We start from the raw sequence: 18,501 nt of genomic DNA on the forward strand, positions 1-18,501 counted from the left end.
TAATTTTTGCAAGGACATTGGGAGGGGAACTTAAATATGACGGAACCATACTATATTACTGAGTCTAAAAGAATGTGCAAAGCGTCCGGAATGGATCCGAATGAGGTATCGAGGCCAAAGAACTTTTTGAGCGAAGTGGAGTTTGCCGAGAAAAGAAAATCATATAGTGGAATTCTATCAGTTGTGAGTTTTTTCTCGAATAAGCTGCTGAACTCCTTAAAGGGCACGCCGATACTCGTTGTTGTTGCGGATGCAAACGGTTATCTTCTTGAAATTGAAGGAGATGAAACTATAAAGTCTACCATCGAACAATTTGGGATCAGACTAAGTAGCCTGTTCACCCAGGAAGATACAGGCACGAGTGTCGTCAGTCTTTCATTGCAACAAAAACACCCAATCAGTCTAATTGGCGAACAACATTATCATACGTTTCTTCATAACATTGCGTGTTATGGGGCTGCATTTCACTATACTGATGACAATAACCTACTTGGTAGTGTGTCCATCATGATGCCCATCTCATTTCAAAACCCGCTTTTTCTTACGATGTTAACCCAGGCGGTTGATTCGATTGAAAGGGAACTTTTATTAAGAAAACAAAATAAAAAACTTAATATTATGAATCAAATCATGTTAAGCAGAACAAGAAATGGGATTGTTGTTACAGATGAGTTTGGAATCACTACTGAGTTTAATGATTTTGCCCAAAAAATATCGAATAACAGCAGAGAATCGGTTGTAGGAAGAAATATTTGCGAATCGTCAATAACGGGAGACTATTTTAAAGAAGTACTGGAACAGGGAAAAATATTCGAAAACGAAGAAATCAAATTTAAAGATAACGCGGGTAACCTAGTTGTCTGCCTGTTCGATGCCCAGCCTATTTATGAAGAAGACAAAATGATTGGTGCCTTCGGCCAGTTCAGAGATATTTCAGACCGTTACCGACTGCAGGAAAAATATAACTACTTAGCCTATCATGATGATTTAACAAACCTACCAAACAGACGATATATTAATAAGGAACTAGCAATCATCATCCAGGGACTAAAAGCAGGCCAAAATCGGACTATGGCTCTTTTGTACATGGATCTGGACCGCTTTAAAGTCATTAACGATAACTTTGGTCATTCATATGGGGATGAACTCATTACCAAAGTAAGCGAGCGTTTATCTGGTTGTCTTGGGGAACAGGATGTACTTGCCCGAATGGGTGGTGATGAATTTATCTTCCTGCTTACAGATTTTAGTAGTCCTGATTATCCGACGAAAAAGGCCGAAGAGATACTCAATCTGTTTCATGAACCTTTTCAAGTCGGCAAGAAAGAGTTGCATACGACAGCGAGTATCGGAGTTGCGATTTATCCCGCCTATCCCGTTTCAATGGAGAGGTTCATGGTATACGCAGATAATGCGATGTATCAGGCAAAATCACGAGGTAAAAATCGTTATGTCGTTCACACCTCCGAATTACTAGAAGATATGATGGATGAATATAGTCTCGAGATTGATTTAAGGAAAGCACTTGATAATAATGAATTTGTACTTCATTATCAGCCGCAAATTCATAACCAGACCGGTAAATTGATTGGGTTTGAAGCATTAATTCGCTGGCAGCATCCAAGGTTAGGTCTGCTCCCTCCAGGTAAATTTATCAAACTGGCTGAAGAAAATGGATTGATCACCCAAATTGGAGAGTGGGTTATCAATGAGGCATGTTCCCAAAACAAAAAATGGCAGGATGCTGGAATGGTACCTGTAAAAGTTGCAGTTAACCTATCTACACAGCAATTTCTTACTAGAAATCTCATTACATTTGTGGAGGAAGTTCTGGAACGTACAGCACTCGACCCGCACTATTTCGTAGTCGAGATCACCGAATATATGGCTATGGAGTACGAATACTCTATTCTCGTATTGAATAAGCTGAAATCGCTCGGCATCGGCATCAGTATTGATGATTTCGGGACTGGTTATAGCTCGCTGAACTATCTTAAAAACTTCCCGATTGATTATATTAAGATCGACAAATCCTTCATTAGTGAATTAATGAACGATCCGAATGATGCCATTATTGTAAACGCAATTATCACGTTAGCACACAACCTTCATAAGGAAGTGATTGCAGAAGGTGTTGAAACAAAGGAACAGCTCGACTTCCTGACAAATCACCAATGTGATATAACGCAAGGCTATTTCTTCAGCAAGCCACTTCCAATTGAGGAAATCGAGGAAATTTATTTAGTACGATAAGGATAATAGGGGGAGCAAACAGCATGACAACGACTGCATCCGTATTAGTAGCGAATTTCAAATATTGGGGTATTAATCATATTTTCGGCATTCCGGGAAAGGCAATATCCCCTATATTATTCGAGATATTGAAACATGATCTGGAATTTGTATTAAGTAAACACGAAGCAGCCGCTGGGTTTGAAGCTTCCGGCTATGCCTTAATGAATCAGAAGATCGGGGTCGCAGTTGGTACGTCTGGGCCTGGTGGGACCAACCTACTGACAGCCGCCGGTCAGGCGAAAGCCTCCAATCTTCCCTTATTAATTATCACAGGGCACCCTTCACTGAAAGATACTGGAAAAGCAATGGGTCAGGACTCCAGCATATTCGGTACCGATCTTGTGGATATGTTCAAATCTGTCACCAAGTTCAGTGCACGGGTAGAGCGCGGTGATATGCTACAGCCATTCCTGCAGCATGCCCTTGAAAAAGCGTTATCAGGTGTAAAAGGACCTGTGCATCTATCCATTCCGTTTGATATTTTACTTCAAGAGATCGAACCATTTCAATTAGAATTTCCAGTGTCCCATGAAATGATTTCACCCAAAACCGATGATGTACTCGAAAAACTACATGCGGCCAAGCGTCCCCTCCTATTTCTGGGAAAAGGCGTTCATTCCAGCAAGGCCTACGAAGAAGTGCAGCATCTTGCTGAGCATTGGAACATTCCTGTCATCACCACACCAGGTGGAAAAGGTACATTTCCATCCAATCATAAGCTCTCTTTAGGAGCATTCGGATTGGGCGGTACCGTGGAAGCAGCAGAATACTTTAATGAGCAGGTTGACCTACTTATTATCATCGGATCAAGATTAAGTGACATGTCGATCGCTGGATTATCCGAAGCGATGTATCCAGAGCATATCATCCACTTTGATTATGACCCAACCTTTATCGGGAAATCAATTCAAGTACCAACTACTCCCGTGCTTGGCGACATTAAATCTAATCTAACAGCGATTTTAAAGGATATACCAGAAACAAACAGCGAAGCCTTTTTATTACCAATTAAGTTGAGCCCACTTCAGGATAATCAGCCCGGTGAGCGAATGTCTGCAGTCCAAGTATTACGGGTGATGCGTAACACGCTTCCAGATGACGCAATTATTTTTGGAGATGATGGGAGCCATTCATTCTACGGCATTAAATACTTTGATATTTACAAACCAGGAACTTTCTTCTTTGATGATATATTCGGTGCGATGGGTAACGGAATCGGCTATTCCATAGGTGCAAAACTAGCAGCCCCCGAAAAAACAATTATTTGTTTAGTTGGTGATGGATGTATGTTCATGCACGGTACGGAACTTTCGACAGCGTACAACTATAACTCCCCTGTCCTGTTCATCGTTTTGAATAATGGACGATTGGACATGGTGGAAAAAGGAATGCAAAAAATGATTGGCACGTCCATCGGTGGTATTTATGAAACTCCACTCGACGTAGCTAAATTTGCCGAATCAATGGGATTAACAGCAACTACATGCCATACCCCTTATGATCTAACCGAAGCTATAAAAGAAGCGTTACATATGATTAAAGAAACCAACAAACCGATCGTAATTGAAGCATTAGTTCTTGAAAATGAAATTCCACCAACAATGGGGAGGCAATAATATGGAAAATAACAAGCGGTATGAGTACGGTTTAAATGCAATGGAAGAATTATTCTCGCAAGAAGTACGGACAGGCATGGAAGGCATAAAAAAAATCTCACCTGACTTTTGGGAGATGATTGTGTCCTTCGGCTTTGGTGATCTTTACACTAGAGAAGGTCTTACCCTTAAAGAACGGGAATTCATAACACTCACTTCCCTCATCACACAGGGAGCTTTTGAACAATTTAAAGTTCACCTGCAGGCAGCCTTAAACGTCGGCCTCACAAAAGATGAAATTATCGAAATCATAATCCAGTGTGCCGGATATGTCGGTTTCCCTAAGGCCGTTCAAGCAATGGGTATCGCTGGAGAGATTTTCGCTAAGAATGAGTAGGGATTATTGGCGCCTGAAGGATTGATAGGCTTGATATGGAGGCATATAGTTCACACATTTAAATAAACATGGAAAAGACCAGACATTTGTAAATATGTTTGGTTTTTTCTATTTTTATGGGGTTGGTTGGAGAGTTTATGTGGTTTGTTGGACAGTTCCATAGTTTCGTTGGAGCCTTCCCTGTTGGTTGGACACTTTCATGAATTGGTTGTAGACTTCTTGGGGTTCGTTGGACACTTTCTGCGCTTGGTTGCACAATTCCATAGTTTCGTTGGAGACTTCCCTGTTGGTTGGACGCTTTCATGAATTGGTTGCAGACTTCTTGGGATTCGTTGGACGCTTTCTACGCTTGGTTGCACACTTCCATAGGTTTGTTGGACACTTCCCTGTTGGTTGGACGCTTTCATAAATTGGTTGTAGACTTCTTGGGGTTCGTTGGACACTTTCTGCGCTTGGTTGCACACTTCCATAGGTTTGTTGGAGGCTTCCCTGTTGGTTGGACACTTTCATAAATTGGTTGTAGTCTTCTTGGGGTTCGTTGGACACTTTCTGCGCTTGGTTGTAGACTTCAATAGTTTTGTTGGAGGCTTCCCTCATTTCCTTGGAAAACCATTCATTGGTTGAGTACCACTTTTTCGGGATAGGAAGTTTCTTTTTCCGTGAAAAAAAGACGTAGATGCAACTTTATCACTGCCTTTATTTTATGGGATTTAGCCCATTGGTGATTGTTTAAATTGTGTGCAATGTACTCAATTTAATACTTTTTAGCTGCATCGTGATTTTACATAGTTCCTTTTCGTTGAATTTATTCGATTATATCAAGAAATATCCTTTATTTTTTCATACAGATAAACAATAGTTTTAGAGCGCTTGATACTTCATCAAGCGCTCTTTTTCATGTTATTTTGATAGGTCTTCAGCATCTGAGAAAGGATCGTGAAGTGGTTGCATTTCTTTAGTATCGTTTGGTACTTCATGTTTTGCCCAGTAGGAAGCGAGAATAGTTCCGGTAATTACTTGCCATGCGGAAGCGAATGCACTTGGTAATGCAGCTAGTGGCGAGAAATATGCAGCAGCTAAAGCTACACCAAGACCGGAGTTCTGCATTCCTACTTCAATCGATATTGCACGTTGGTCTTGACGAGATAGTCTTAAAGCTTTCGCTGCATAGTATCCCAATAAAAGTCCAAATCCATTATGCAGTAAGACCGCTACGAACACTAGTATCCCTGCAGTTGCAATATTTTCTTTATTGTTTGCAACAATTGCAGATACAATAATGGTAATCGCAACAATGGAAATCAGAGGTAAAACAGATTCACTTTTACTAGTAACAGTAGGTAGGAATTTATTAACTAATAAGCCCAATATAATCGGTATAATGATCACCTGTATAATGGACATAAACATAGACATTGGATCAATTGGCAACCATTGACCTGCAAAAATTAATAATAGTAATGGCGTCATAATTGGAGCCAGTAATGTAGAAACACTTGTCATGGTGATGGATAGAGGAACATTTCCTTTTGCCAAATACACCATTACATTTGAAGAAGTACCCCCAGGAACACTTCCAAGTAAAACCAAACCAGCGGCAAGTTCAGCCGGTAATTTTAATGAATAAGCAATGAGAAATGCAATAGTTGGCATGATAGAAAATTGTGCGACTATTCCTATTAGAACAGGGATTGGATTGGTAAATACTAATTTAAAGTCGGATGCTTTCAACGTAAGTCCCATGCCGAACATTACGACCCCAAGTAAGATAGTGATATACGCACCAAATGAAGAGAACAAGCTTGGAACCATAAAAGCTAGGACTGAAAACACGATTACTATAAGGGCAAAATGTTTACCAGCTAAACTACTAATTTTGTTAAGTGCTTTCATTTCAAACCTCCTTTTTAGAGCCTATTCTTATATTCTCCAAACGGTATTTGAACACCGCCTATCGCTACATAATGTACTATATCAATATCTTTAGTCCAAACACCAGCAACCAGTCCATAATCAGTGGCATTTGCTAATTCAATTGCTTCTTCCACATTACCAAATGTACCACACTATGCACAGGTCCAAATATTTTTTCCTGTACAATTGACTTACTATGGTTAGATACTTCCCCGAACGAGTGAAAGATACCGTGCTTGACAAAAAGACAAAAATATCACTTATGCGAAAACAAATATAAAAAAACAGACATTCACTAATTTGTCTGTTTTTCATTGTATTATTATAAAATTGTAGTGTATATCTAAAATAGTATCTCACAGGTTTGAAATTATCATTTTCAACTTAGAGCATCCACCCAAATCTTGTACCCTTCCCCATTTAAGTGAATCCCATCAATTGTGAATTTCTCATCCAATTGCCCGTTCTTGTCCACGAAACTAGAATGTAAATCAATGTATTCGATTCCGTTTTCTTCAGCAATTCTTTGTAATACTTCATTAAATTGTTTTACTTTTTTATTAGATACTTCATTACCAAACAGCTCGTTATTTACTGGAAGTATGGATTGTATAAAGAGTTTACTGTTTTCACCTTTGAAAGAATTCACAATCGCAGTTATGTGTTTTTCGAAATTCTTACTACCTTTGGAGTACCGAATATCGTTAACGCCAATCATAAGGTATGCCTCTTTAGGGTTCCGATTAACCACTTCCTGTATTCGATTCAATACTCCTTTTGACACGTCGTTTCTAATTCCTCTATTTAGTACAACCTCGTTAGGGAAGTATTCCTGAAACTCTCCATAATCTGTAATGCTGTCCCCAATGAATATTTTATGTACATCTTTAACATCGGACTGATCGAAGATACTTTTTTTCGTGAAGTAATAATCTGAAGTTCCTTTTCCGGAAGGTGCCGGTTGCATTTGTTTTTTAATGAATTCAATGCCGCCTATTTTAGACACTCCAACACTTCCCACTCCAATCAAAATGATATTTAAAAGTAATGATATAACTAATAAAGACTTAATCTTTTTCAAATTTGACACTCCCTATTCTTAAATCTATTCCTTATGTATGGAGCTTACTACAATATATCTATACCCAGATTTCCAACAAATAATGTTTTATTTCATCTCATATTTCAGGTTCAATTCCTTATGTAGTCAGGCAGTCATCCATAAACCTAATTTTGATTGTATTATCATAAAATCACAGTGTTATTCTTGATTTTTTCACGCATAGGTACTTGAATTTAGGTTTGACACTTTCTCGGATTTGTTGGAGATTTCTATTAGTTTGTTGGATACTTCCCTGTTGGTTGGACACTTTCCTCAATTGGTTGTAGACTTCTTGGGATTGGTTGGACACTTTCCCGAATTGGTTGCAGACTTCTTGGGATTGATTGCAGACTTCTCGAGATTGGTTGGACACTTTCTGGGCTTGGTTGCACACTTCGAGAGTTTCGTTGGACACCTCCCCGTTTGTTGGTCGCTTCACCGGATTTGTTGTAGACTTCCCGAGATTGGTTGCACACATTCCGGGCTTTGTTGCACACTACAATTGCACAAAAAAACACAAAGGAAAAAATAGTTAATTTCTTGTTTAATATAGTGCTATAATTAGCTAGTTATTTTATTTTCATGGGAGATGTACAGATGAATCATTCATTACCTTCTCAATCGTCCCGTTCCAAAAGGACGATTGTTTATATTTTGATATTTTTGTTGATTGCCATTGTAGGATTGGCCTACTTGAAATGGGTGCCGTATTATAGCAAAAGCATCTTGGCCATTAATTCTCATTCAATCGGGGATTCCATTTTGGGGGATCCGGCTAAGTCAGGATCTTTCTCTTGGGAAGGCGCTTGGTCCTATGCTTTGATCTATTTCAATTCCGTTTGGAAAGCAGCTGTTCTGGGTATTCTATTGGGATCTTTGGTACAGGTATTATTGCCGGCAAACTGGTTACTCAGAGTGCTTGGAAAAACTTCTTTTGGTAGCACGGCAATTGGGGGCCTATCTTCACTTCCAGGCATGATGTGTACCTGTTGTGCTGCACCAGTTGCTGTCGGACTGCGCAAGAAAAATGTCTCCGTAGGGGCTAGCCTTGCTTTTTGGCTTGGCAACCCGACCTTGAACCCTGCCACACTGATTTTCATGACATTTGTTTTGTCTTGGGAGTTTACTTTACTCCGACTGGTGTTCGGTGTTATTTTAACTTTCGGCGTCAGCTATCTGGCCAATCGTTTCGTGCCGGAAGTAAAACAAGTCGATATCGATAAAATCATGAAAGAAGCGGATGTCGAGGAGACAGGATCCTTCATTTCCAGATGGATGAAAAGCTTAGGAAGAATGACTTTGTATATTCTTCCGGCCTATATCCTATCCGTTCTATTGATGGGGGCAATTCGCGTTTGGTTATTCCCGCATGTGAGCGAAGCGTCTGCTAATACCATTTTCACAATTATCATTTTTGCAATCGCAGGTATGTTATTTGTGATTCCGACAGCTGCGGAAATTCCTATCATCCAAACGTTCATGTCCTTTGGGCTCGGTGGTGGTCCGGCTGCAGCACTCCTAATCACATTACCCTCTATCAGTCTGCCATCTCTGTTGTTAGTTGCAAAATCGTTCCCTACAAGAGTCTTGTTTTTTGTAGCAGGATCCGTCGTATTGCTAGGTATACTATGCGGTGTGATTGGTATGTATATTTTATAAGAGATAGTTACTGAATATACCTGAGCAGGAGATGAAATATGTCTCTTGCTCAGGTATTTTTTCATCTGAATACAAGACACACTGGTAAACAATTCATATATACAAATTAACGTACAAAAAAATCAGACAGTCGCCAATTTGTCTGATTTTAATTGTTTTATTATAAAATTGAAGTGTATTTTCAAAATAGGTACCTGTAATTTGTTTACTTCACAAGTTTATGTTCTTGGATAAAACCTTTTAAAATATCGCTTAAATTCGGACTACCCACTTCATCTAAATCATAGTGTACACGTGTACAAGGTTTATTAATCGAAATAATTCGAGTTAAATCCATCGGTGTTCCAATGATCACGGCATCACAGTCAGCATTATTGATGGTTTCTTCAAGATCTTTCAATTGTTGTTCGCCGTATCCCATCGCTGGAAGGACGTTTTGGATATGTTGATATTTGTTGAACGTTTCTGCTATTGTACCAACTGCAAATGGACGTGCGTCAATGATTTCCTTCGCACCTAAACGTTCGGCTGCAACTGTTCCCGCACCAATTTTCATCTCTCCGTGTGTCAATGTCGGGCCATCTTCAACGACTAATACACGTTTACCGATAATAAGTTCTGGGTGATCGACTGTAATCTTTGATTCAGCTTTAATAATGCTACTTTTAGGACTTACGAGTTTAATATTATTTTCCACGATTTGAATGGATTCTGCTGTTGCGCTATCAACTTTATTAATGATGGCAACATCGGCTGTTCTCAAACTAACTTCGCCAGGATAGTATTTCAACTCATGACCTGGGCGATGTGGATCCAAGACAGTAACGGCTAAATCAGGCTTAAAGAACGAGAAATCATTATTTCCCCCGTCCCATAAAATAACGTCACAACCAGCTGGATCATTTTCAGCTGCTGCTAAAATATCTGCATAATCTACACCAGCATAAACAATATTCCCACGTTCCACATGTGGTTCATACTCTTCCATTTCTTCGATCGTACAATTATGTTTCTTTAAGTCCTCCACTGTTGCAAAGCGCTGAACACGCTGTGCATTTAAATCGCCGTAAGGCATAGGATGTCTAACTGCAATGACTTTTAAATCATGCTCAAGTAACGTTTCAATAATCTTCCGTGACGTTTGACTTTTCCCGGTTCCAGTTCGTACAGCACAAACAGAAATGACAGGTTTATTACTTTTTAACTGCGTGCCTTTTGGTCCTAGCAGTGTGAAGTTAGCACCCGCTGCATTCACAATCGCACCTATGCCCATTACATATTCATAACTTACGTCACTATATGCAAACACGCATTCGTCAACTTCCAACTCTTGAATTAACGCTGGCAATTGGTCTTCTGAATAAATAGAAATACCTTCTGGATATAGTTCACCAGCTAATTCACTAGGATATTTACGTCCATCGATATCAGGAATTTGTGTTGCCGTAAAAGCAACAACACGATATTCTTCGTTATTACGATAAAACGTATTGAAATTGTGGAAATCCCTTCCTGCTGCGCCTATAATAATTATATTTTTTCTGTTCATAGCATTCACTCCTATAGTTACAATGTCTAGTTATAATTATAGAGTATATTGCATTTTAATACAACATGAGTTTTATGAATTAACTGGGTGACAGTTATCCAGTTAATTCGGACACTATTCCGACAACTAGCCATCGGGATATCAAGAAATCATCTTGCAGGAAGGCGACAGCAATCGTTTTAAAAGCTCAACTCCCCATCGATTTTTCAATCACTCGGAAGAAACAGCATTTCGATTTGGACTATGACGGGCAGGGCATTATAATGAAGGTAGTTTAATTGGAAAGTAGAAAGACGAAGCCGACCAAAACATTGATATGGTCGGCTTCGTCTTTTTTCTATATACGATTATAGTACGTTTTCCAGGCAGCCCCCTAACTTTTCCGTCTGGCTCTAGCTGCGAGCCAGTTCCCGATGGTTTGTATAATTTGAACGAAAATAATTTAGACTATGACAGTGACAATCATAATAAAAGAATCAAATCTCTGGTAACCGTAAGAAATGGCTAAATCGCCGATTCCCCCACCTCCGACAGCCCCCCCATTGCTGTTGCCCCCAGTAGTCCGATCATCGCCGTCGTCAATATAATAACTTATATGTGAGAATGGATAGAGTATGTTAGAAACCAACCATTCATAAAATTGTTTGGTTTTCATTTTTGTTTCGCTTATTTTTAACAATCTGAACGTTATTACACATAGGAATACAACGTAACTATTTCACATTTTATTTTAACCACAAACTGTTCGCCAAGAGTTGATTAGTCTCCACTTTCTATTTTTGAGAGTAGAGGTAGAGTGACCTCCTTCAGTCCCACAAGTCCTAAAATAGTTAAAAATATTTGTTGTACACCATAGAAAGCATCTGTTGGATCGTAATATTCTTTCAGTGTGTGATGCCCCCCCGAATCACCACCACCGCCAAGAGTAATGGCGGGTATTCCAAGATTGATTGGAATGTTAGAGTCGGTACTACCTGCTTCACTTAAGATTTGTTCAAAGCCAATGACAGATGTAGCAGCGACTGAAGCTTGTACTATGATAGAATCTGGTTTTTGAGTACCTGCTGGTCTATTACCTACTAGTTCTATATCTACAGTTATGTCGTTTTCTTTTTCCCAGCGAAGATTTTCTTCTTGCGCGGCTTCTTTGATGATATTTATTACTTTTTCTTCTAAAGCCACTAATTCGTATTGAGAGTTAGAACGCAAATCAATAACCATTTCACCCACTTCAGCTATTGTATTGACAGAAGTACCTCCGTTAATTAAGCCCACATTATAAGTTGTTTTTGGGTTAACGGGTACTTCTAAAGAAGCTATTTTCGCAATTGCTCTTCCAAGTGCATGAATGGGGCTTGGCGTTCCAAAGTTTCCAAAACTATGTCCCCCCGGTCCTCGATATGAAACTTTATATCTTTTACTACCTGTTCCTAAATAGATTACTCGATCGGGTTCACCTGGTTCGATAGAAATAAACCCATCAATATCATTCCGATTTTCAAAAAAGGTTTTTACACCTAGCAAATCTCCTAGTCCCTCTTCACCCACTGTAGCACCTACAAGCAAGTCTCCTTCTGTTTGAATATTGGCATCGTTCAAAGCCCTTATTATTGTAAGTACAGAAGCTAACCCTCTGCCGTCATCAGCAATTCCAGGAGCAAATACTTTCCCGTCTATTTTTTTTGCGACAGTATCCGTTCCTTCCGGAAATACTGTATCCAGATGGGCACACAAAACTAAAGTTGGGCCCTTACCTGTTCCCGTACGGATTCCAAATACATTACCAACCTCGTCTATTTCGACATTCTCAATTCCTAAGTTTCTTAATTTATTTTGGTAGTATATACCACGATTTTCTTCCTGAAATGTAGGTGCTTGTATGGCTGTAAGTTCAATCTGTTCATTTGTTGTAAAATCGTTATCTTTCTCTAAAAAAGAAAGTCCTTTTTCGACTTGGGAATTTGTACGGAGTAATTTGTAAACTTCTTGCACCTCAGTGGATAAATTATATTCTTGTTTTGACAATTCCATTACTTGCTTTTCCCTCATGAATGAACCCCTCCAAATTCTCAAAGTTATGATTAAAGAACTCTACAATTTTTGTATTCATTGTAATATGATTGGCTAATTTTTCAGTTTGGTGACCTTCATCTTCAAATATGATTAATTCAACGTCTTTTTCCATTTCACGCATTTCTTTTGTTAGTTGCTCCGCTTCACTAACTGGAACTCTCGTATCATTTTGACCATGAAAGACTAACAAAGGTGCTTGAATTTGAGCCAGATGATTTAAAGGTGCAATTTCTTCAAAAAATTCATCATCCACTCCGAGTGTTCCATATTCACATTCTCTTAACTTTCTACGCCAAGGGCCTGTATTCTCCAAAAAAGTTTTAAAGTGAGAAATTCCAACAATATCAACACCTGCTGCCCACAATTGCGGATAGTGAGTTAAGGCGGCTAGCACCATGAATCCCCCATAACTTCTGCCCATTATTCCAATTTTATGGCGGTCTATCGATTTAGACTGTACAAGATCTTCCACTAAACTCGCAAGATCCGCTACAGCATCCATTCTTTTTCTTCCGTCATCTAACTGAACATATTTTCGACCATACCCCATGCTCCCCCTTACGTTGGGAGCTACTACCGCGAAGCCTTTAGAGATTAAATACTGAATAACAGGATTAAAATCAGCCCTGATTTGACTTTCGGGTCCTCCATGTACATAAATAACAGTAGCTTTCGGTTTTTGTTCCTTGGAATAATAAAAATAAGGTACTTCTAAACCGTCAAAGGAATTGAACTTACATACTTCCGGCTGTATCCAAAGATGCTCTATTTCTTCTGACACCCCAAAATACGTTAGTCGTTCGGCTTTCTTCTCTTGTACATCGTATGCCCAAATATCACCGGGCATAGTAGCACTTTTTAGCGCGAATATAAAACGATTGTTATCCATCCAACTAAACGAATCAATTACCCCGCGCGGGACGCCTTCTACCTGGTTAACATCGTTTGTTAGAAGGTTATAATTTTTAATAATCGAAGTTCCACCTGCATTTACATTCACGAGAAGCGTTTCCATGTTAGACGACAAGGATATTTCTTCTATATCCCATAGAGGTTCATGTAATAACTTTTCCAATTTCCCAGGTTGATCGATAAAAAATCGGTAAACGGCTAAATGGTCCATTTCAAAGTCTGATAAAATATATCCAGTTTTTCCATCCTTCGATAACACTAAGGATTGATATCTTGCAAATCCACTATCAGGTCCTATTTTCGTCAATTCTTTTGTATCAATATTTAAAATATAAAATGAGCTATCAATATTTGTTTCTTGAATACTAATTACAATATCCTTATGGCTTTCATTCACCCAACAAATTGGCATACAATTTCCATCGTATTCAAATATCATTTCTTCTTTCCTTGTGACAAGGTCAAGGGCGAAAATATCAAAGCAACCACTATTTCGTCGATTACTTGAATACATAACTTTACTTTCATCAGAGGACCAGCCACCAAAGTTATGAAAATGATTTGGTGATAAAACAAGTTCTTCATAGTTCCCTTCTTCATCCACCAAATAGAATTGTTGTTTTTCATTCCCTTTAAAGTCCATTCCCATTATTGTTCGACTTCCAGATGGTGAATGGAATGCAGACATGATTCGATCTGCAAAATCACCGAATGCTTGTACAGTGTCGTCATTGCCATTCCAAATATATGCTTGAGGCATTCCAGTTTTTTTACTTAGAAAAGTGAATTTGTTTTTTCCTGGTATTACAGCCGGGCCATAACCGTTAACTATATTCAAATAAAGCGAGAGTTTCTCTTCCATTTTTACACCTCTTCATTTTTATATAATCCAATAATCCAACGCTAAACAGACTAACGAAATACCTAAAGTGGTAACTGAAATAACAGCAGCCAATCTTTTCATCACTTCTTTAACAGATAGTTTCCATTCGTTCAGTTTATAATCGCTCTCCGCAAGTTCTTCCGCTCTTTTCGAAGACCTGGATTGCGGAAATATTAAATAGTTTATCTTTTTAAATCCATTGGTAAATAAATCCAGAAATTTAGACTGAATTATATAGATAACTGAATAAATAAGTAACGCTATAAGACCTACAATAAATGTTAAATTAGTAATCTCAAGTAATGACAGGTTTCCTACTTTACTGATCAACAGCCATACGATAAAACTAAAGCTAGCAATAAAAACATTTACCTTCATAATTTTCTCCTCTGGCAATTCATTTAACTTAAAACAACCCTCTATCAACCAAAAAAGACAGAGGGTTGTTCAATTATTATTTTCCTGTTACTTCTGCCCACTTCATGAATGGAAAACGGTTAACATAATTAGCCGCGCCTTTAATACTTTCGTTCGTTAAATACGTGTTTGTATAGAAGTAAACTGGCATCATTGGGAAGTCAGCCATTAAAATTTCTTCAGCCTGATGAAGTAACTCATAGCGTTTTGCTGTATCTTGTTCTACTTTAGACTCTGCCATTAAACGATCAAAGTCATCATTGATCCAACCTGTACGGTTATTCGGGCTATCCCCTAAATAGTAATCTAAGTTCACTACAGGATCTACAAACACTCCAACCCATCCCATACGCGCCATTTGGAAATTATGTGTTTTCGTTGTTTCTAGATATGTTTTCCATTCCTGATTCGCAAGCTTGATGTCCACACCGATATTTTGCTTTAACATTTCCTGAACTGCTTCTGCGGTTTTCTTATGGTTTTCATCTGTATTGTATAACAGTGTAACTTCCGGAAGAGTAGTCCAACCTTCTTCAGCCATACCTTCTTCTATTAATTTTTTTGCCTTATCGAAATCCTCTTCAAAATAATCTCCGCCAACTTCACGGAAATCTCCTTCTGGCGTATCAGCTCCAATTGGAACCATTCCGTACGCAGGAATTTCTCCAGCTAAGGTAACATTTTCTGTTAAAACTTTACGATCAATTGCCATACCAAATGCTTTACGTACCTTTTCATTTGTAAATGGTTCTTTCTCCACGTTAAACATGTACATATATGTTCCATAATAAGGGGCAATTTCAAAGTCTTCATTACCTTTTTCAGATTCAATTACATCCGTCGGTAAACTCTTAATGAAATCAAGTTCCCCAGTTTTGTACATTTGATAGTATGTTGTTGCTTCACTAACCATTTTGAATGTTATTTTGTCCAAATTCACACTATCTTTATCATAGTATTCATCGTTTTTCTCAATAACAACCTCACTGTCATGTTCCCAAGCTGTCATTTTGAATGGCCCATTACTTACATATGTTTTGGCTTCAGCAGACCAACTTTCATTGCTAGCAACTAGTTCTTCTTTTATTGGATAAAATGTCCACATTGTTAACAATGTTTCAAAATAACCAAGTGGCTCGTTTAAAGTTACTTCTAATGTTTTTTCATCTAATGCTTTTACGCCAACATCTTCTGCTTCAACGTTTCCTTTGTTATACTCTTCCGCGTTTACTAAATAATACAAATAGAATGCAAAAGAACTTCCCGTGTCGGGATTAAGAACGTGTTTCCAAGCAAATTCAAAATCATTAGCTGTCAATGGACTTCCGTCAGACCATTTTGCACCATCACGAATTGTGAATGTGTACGTCTTCCCATCCTCTGAAACATCTGTTTTCTCTGCTAATCCTGGAACTGTTTTCCCATCTTTATCACGTGTGTAGAGCCCTTCAAATATATGGTCTAAAACCCAACCTGACGTTGTATCTGTTGCTAATGCCGGGTCAATTGCTGGAGGCTCACTTCCCGCGTTTACTACAATTTCTTGTTTTTCTGTTTTTTTGGATGATGAATCACTAGTGTCACTACTATCTTTATCACTACATGCAGCAAGAACAGCTGAGAGTGCTAGGATAGTAATCATTAATAATAAAATTTTCTTCAATTTAATAACCCTCCCTTATGTTTGTAAAAATACGTATTGTTGTAACCTTTTTTTCTAAAATGTCACAATTAAGAATATAAATGACATGCTGTCCAGTGTTTATCTTCCACCTCCTTCCATTGAGGTTCGATTTTTGCACATATATCCATTGCATGCGCACAACGTGTTCTAAATCGACACCCACTAGGCGGGTTGACTGGACTCGGAGGATCTCCTTTAAGGACAATACGGTCTCGCTTAATCGAACTAGGATTAGCAATGGGAATCGCCGACATTAACGCTTGTGTGTAAGGATGCAAAGGCTTTTTAAACAAATCATCACTGCTAGCCAACTCCATCATCTTCCCCAAATACATTACTCCAATGCGGTCACTAATGTGTTTGACCATTCCTAAATCATGTGCAATGAATAAATAAGTCAGTTGCTCTTTTTCTTTTAAGTCCTCTAATAGGTTGATTACTTGCGCTTGTATAGAAACATCTAAAGCTGAAATTGGTTCATCCGCCACAATAAACTTGGGTTGAACGGCTAGCGCTCTTGCAATCCCGATACGCTGTCTTTGTCCCCCACTAAATTCATGAGGGTACCGGTGAGCATGCTCGGGTCGGAGCCCGACTTTTTCCAGCAAACTATAAACGATTTCAAGTCTTTTCTTTCCTTTGGCCAATTTGTAACCATCAATGCCTTCCGCAATAATTTCACCGATTCTCATTCTCGGATTCAATGACGCATGCGGGTCTTGAAATATTATTTGCATTTCACGGTTCATTTCACGTTGTTCTTTCTTATTTAATCCAGTAAACTCTTTTCCTTCGAATAAGATTGATCCGGAAGTAGGCGAGTCCAATCCGACGACTAATTTCCCGAGACTAGATTTCCCGCTTCCACTCTCTCCAACTAACCCAAGCGTTTCACCTTTATAAATACTTATTGAAATATCATCAACAGCTTTGACCGTTTTTTTATCTGCAACGGGAAAATATCTTTTTAAATTCCCGATTTCTACTAACGCTTCACCCATATAAATACCTCCCTAACGCAAGAACTTCTTCAGCATTTGGTGATTGCTCATCATTTAGCCAACATTTCGCGAAATGACTTGAACTAATTTCATAATCTACGGGCATTTGGTCAATGCAAATATCCATTGCATATTTACATCTTGGTGCAAATGGACATCCCTTTGGTGGGGCAAATAAGTCAGGGGGTGAACCTTCAATTGGAATTAATCTTTCCTTCGTTGTGCTATTGAAATCCGGAATAGACTCCATTAACCCCCAAGTATAGGGGTGCTTTGGTTTTTCAAAAATCTCATGAACTGTCCCTGTTTCCACAATTACCCCTGCATACATGACCGCTACTCTTTCAGCAGTTTCAGCAACTACGCCTAAATCATGTGTGATTAATATAATGGCCGTATCTGTTTTTTCTTTCAACTCAATCATTAATTTCAGCACTTGTGCTTGAATCGTTACATCCAGTGCCGTTGTTGGTTCATCCGCGATTAGCAATTCAGGTTTACATGCTAATGCAATTGCAATCATCACCCGCTGACGCATTCCACCACTAAACTCATGAGGATATTGGTCATAACGCTGCTCTGGATTAGGTATTCCTACTAGTTTAATCATATTTATAGCTTGTGCTTTCGCATCCTGTTTACTTATTTTTTGATGAATGATCAAGCCTTCTGCTATTTGGGATCCTATCTTCATCGTCGGATTAAGAGAGGTCATTGGATCTTGAAAGATCATACTGATTTTGGAACCTTTTAATTTCCGTAATTCACTTTTCCTTAATTTCAATAGGTTCTGCCCTTTATAATGAATAGAACCGCTTTTTATATCGGCAACGCTTGTCGGCAATAAGCCCATTATTGTTTGTACGGTGACACTTTTTCCGCTCCCGCTTTCACCTACAATAGCAAGGATTTCACTTTTGTTAATGTGAAATGAAACATCACGAACAGCCTTAACTTCACCACCGTATGTTCTAAAATTCACTTTCAAATTTTTCACTTCCAATAATTGTTCCATTCGTA

13 protein-coding genes and 2 pseudogenes are annotated in these 18,501 nt (G+C 38.7%); 4 read left to right on the forward strand and 11 right to left on the reverse strand.

The window, feature by feature from the left end; translation table 11 throughout:
* Positions 1-36: 36 nt before the first annotated feature.
* Genes MKY15_RS03610 through MKY15_RS03620 form a run of 3 tightly spaced genes read left to right on the forward strand, consistent with a single transcriptional unit; the run spans position 37 to position 4,287 of the window.
* Positions 37-2,253 carry an EAL domain-containing protein gene (locus MKY15_RS03610; RefSeq protein WP_342538998.1) on the forward strand — a complete coding sequence of 739 codons (2,217 nt, stop codon included), beginning with the start codon at positions 37-39 and terminating at the stop codon, positions 2,251-2,253.
* A 23-nt stretch (positions 2,254-2,276) separates the two neighbouring features.
* Entirely contained in the window at positions 2,277-3,911 is a 1,635-nt protein-coding gene (locus MKY15_RS03615; protein WP_342538999.1) for a thiamine pyrophosphate-binding protein, read from the forward strand.
* Position 3,912: 1 nt separating this feature from the next.
* Positions 3,913-4,287: a carboxymuconolactone decarboxylase family protein gene (locus MKY15_RS03620; RefSeq protein WP_342539000.1), complete on the forward strand. Its 375-nt coding sequence runs from the start codon at positions 3,913-3,915 to the stop codon at positions 4,285-4,287.
* A gap of 622 nt (positions 4,288-4,909) precedes the next feature.
* Here the strand turns inward: MKY15_RS03620 and MKY15_RS03625 are convergent.
* The 3 genes and pseudogenes from MKY15_RS03625 to MKY15_RS03635 form a co-directional block, all read right to left on the reverse strand.
* A pseudogene (locus MKY15_RS03625) lies at positions 4,910-5,023 on the reverse strand (IS4 family transposase); the annotation flags it as partial.
* 164 nt (positions 5,024-5,187) lie between these two features.
* Positions 5,188-6,180: a bile acid:sodium symporter family protein gene (locus MKY15_RS03630; RefSeq protein ID WP_342539001.1), complete on the reverse strand. Its 993-nt coding sequence runs from the start codon at positions 6,178-6,180 to the stop codon at positions 5,188-5,190.
* Between the two features lie 400 nt (positions 6,181-6,580).
* Positions 6,581-7,291, reverse strand: coding sequence for a GDSL-type esterase/lipase family protein (locus tag MKY15_RS03635; protein ID WP_342539002.1), 711 nt, complete (start codon positions 7,289-7,291; stop codon positions 6,581-6,583).
* A 609-nt stretch (positions 7,292-7,900) separates the two neighbouring features.
* Here MKY15_RS03635 and MKY15_RS03640 point away from each other — a divergent pair.
* Positions 7,901-8,962, forward strand: a complete 1,062-nt coding sequence (locus MKY15_RS03640) for a permease (RefSeq protein ID WP_342539003.1) — start codon at positions 7,901-7,903, stop codon at positions 8,960-8,962.
* 205 nt (positions 8,963-9,167) lie between these two features.
* Here the strand turns inward: MKY15_RS03640 and MKY15_RS03645 are convergent, their stop codons facing one another.
* The 8 genes and pseudogenes from MKY15_RS03645 to MKY15_RS03680 all read right to left on the reverse strand — a co-directional run bounded on the left by MKY15_RS03645 (position 9,168) and on the right by MKY15_RS03680 (position 18,496).
* A complete protein-coding gene (locus MKY15_RS03645; RefSeq protein WP_342539004.1) occupies positions 9,168-10,511 on the reverse strand; it encodes a cyclic 2,3-diphosphoglycerate synthase in 1,344 nt (447 codons plus the stop codon).
* Positions 10,512-10,884: 373 nt separating this feature from the next.
* Positions 10,885-11,102: pseudogene (locus MKY15_RS03650) on the reverse strand (methionine ABC transporter permease); the annotation flags it as partial.
* Positions 11,103-11,270: 168 nt separating this feature from the next.
* The gene (locus MKY15_RS03655) at positions 11,271-12,560 is read right to left on the reverse strand and encodes a M20/M25/M40 family metallo-hydrolase (RefSeq protein WP_342539005.1); all 1,290 of its coding nucleotides are present in this window, start codon (positions 12,558-12,560) and stop codon (positions 11,271-11,273) included.
* Positions 12,517-14,358 (reverse strand): S9 family peptidase, encoded by a 1,842-nt coding sequence (locus tag MKY15_RS03660; protein ID WP_342539006.1) that lies wholly within the window; start codon positions 14,356-14,358, stop codon positions 12,517-12,519. Before MKY15_RS03660 ends, MKY15_RS03655 begins: the two co-directional genes overlap by 44 nt.
* An 18-nt stretch (positions 14,359-14,376) precedes the next feature.
* The gene (locus MKY15_RS03665) at positions 14,377-14,757 is read right to left on the reverse strand and encodes a DUF3899 domain-containing protein (RefSeq protein ID WP_342539007.1); all 381 of its coding nucleotides are present in this window, start codon (positions 14,755-14,757) and stop codon (positions 14,377-14,379) included.
* Between the two features lie 76 nt (positions 14,758-14,833).
* Positions 14,834-16,459 carry a peptide ABC transporter substrate-binding protein gene (locus MKY15_RS03670; protein ID WP_342539008.1) on the reverse strand — a complete coding sequence of 542 codons (1,626 nt, stop codon included), beginning with the start codon at positions 16,457-16,459 and terminating at the stop codon, positions 14,834-14,836.
* Between the two features lie 68 nt (positions 16,460-16,527).
* On the reverse strand, positions 16,528-17,481 hold the full coding sequence (locus MKY15_RS03675) for an ABC transporter ATP-binding protein (RefSeq protein ID WP_342539009.1): 954 nt from the start codon (positions 17,479-17,481) through the stop codon (positions 16,528-16,530).
* A complete protein-coding gene (locus MKY15_RS03680; protein ID WP_342539010.1) occupies positions 17,474-18,496 on the reverse strand; it encodes an ABC transporter ATP-binding protein in 1,023 nt (340 codons plus the stop codon). The genes MKY15_RS03675 and MKY15_RS03680 overlap by 8 nt, the downstream gene beginning before the upstream one ends.
* Positions 18,497-18,501: the final 5 nt, after the last annotated feature.

It is taken from the genome of Sporosarcina sp. FSL K6-1540 (genome assembly GCF_038620285.1).
In the GTDB taxonomy this organism is placed as follows: Bacteria; Bacillota; Bacilli; order Bacillales_A; family Planococcaceae; genus Sporosarcina; species Sporosarcina psychrophila.

What these genes read in the sequence shown, in the direction of transcription:
- MKY15_RS03620 (WP_342539000.1), top strand. Translation starts at nt 3,913, where the DNA reads ATGGAAAATAACAAGCGGTATGAGTACGGTTTAAATGCAATGGAAGAA.
- MKY15_RS03660 (WP_342539006.1), bottom strand. Translation starts at nt 14,358, where the DNA reads ATGGAAGAGAAACTCTCGCTTTATTTGAATATAGTTAACGGTTATGGC.
- MKY15_RS03615 (WP_342538999.1), top strand. Translation starts at nt 2,277, where the DNA reads ATGACAACGACTGCATCCGTATTAGTAGCGAATTTCAAATATTGGGGT.
- MKY15_RS03640 (WP_342539003.1), top strand. Translation starts at nt 7,901, where the DNA reads ATGAATCATTCATTACCTTCTCAATCGTCCCGTTCCAAAAGGACGATT.
- MKY15_RS03630 (WP_342539001.1), bottom strand. Translation starts at nt 6,180, where the DNA reads ATGAAAGCACTTAACAAAATTAGTAGTTTAGCTGGTAAACATTTTGCC.
- MKY15_RS03610 (WP_342538998.1), top strand. Translation starts at nt 37, where the DNA reads ATGACGGAACCATACTATATTACTGAGTCTAAAAGAATGTGCAAAGCG.
- MKY15_RS03655 (WP_342539005.1), bottom strand. Translation starts at nt 12,560, where the DNA reads ATGAGGGAAAAGCAAGTAATGGAATTGTCAAAACAAGAATATAATTTA.
- MKY15_RS03680 (WP_342539010.1), bottom strand. Translation starts at nt 18,496, where the DNA reads ATGGAACAATTATTGGAAGTGAAAAATTTGAAAGTGAATTTTAGAACA.
- MKY15_RS03675 (WP_342539009.1), bottom strand. Translation starts at nt 17,481, where the DNA reads ATGGGTGAAGCGTTAGTAGAAATCGGGAATTTAAAAAGATATTTTCCC.
- MKY15_RS03645 (WP_342539004.1), bottom strand. Translation starts at nt 10,511, where the DNA reads ATGAACAGAAAAAATATAATTATTATAGGCGCAGCAGGAAGGGATTTC.
- MKY15_RS03665 (WP_342539007.1), bottom strand. Translation starts at nt 14,757, where the DNA reads ATGAAGGTAAATGTTTTTATTGCTAGCTTTAGTTTTATCGTATGGCTG.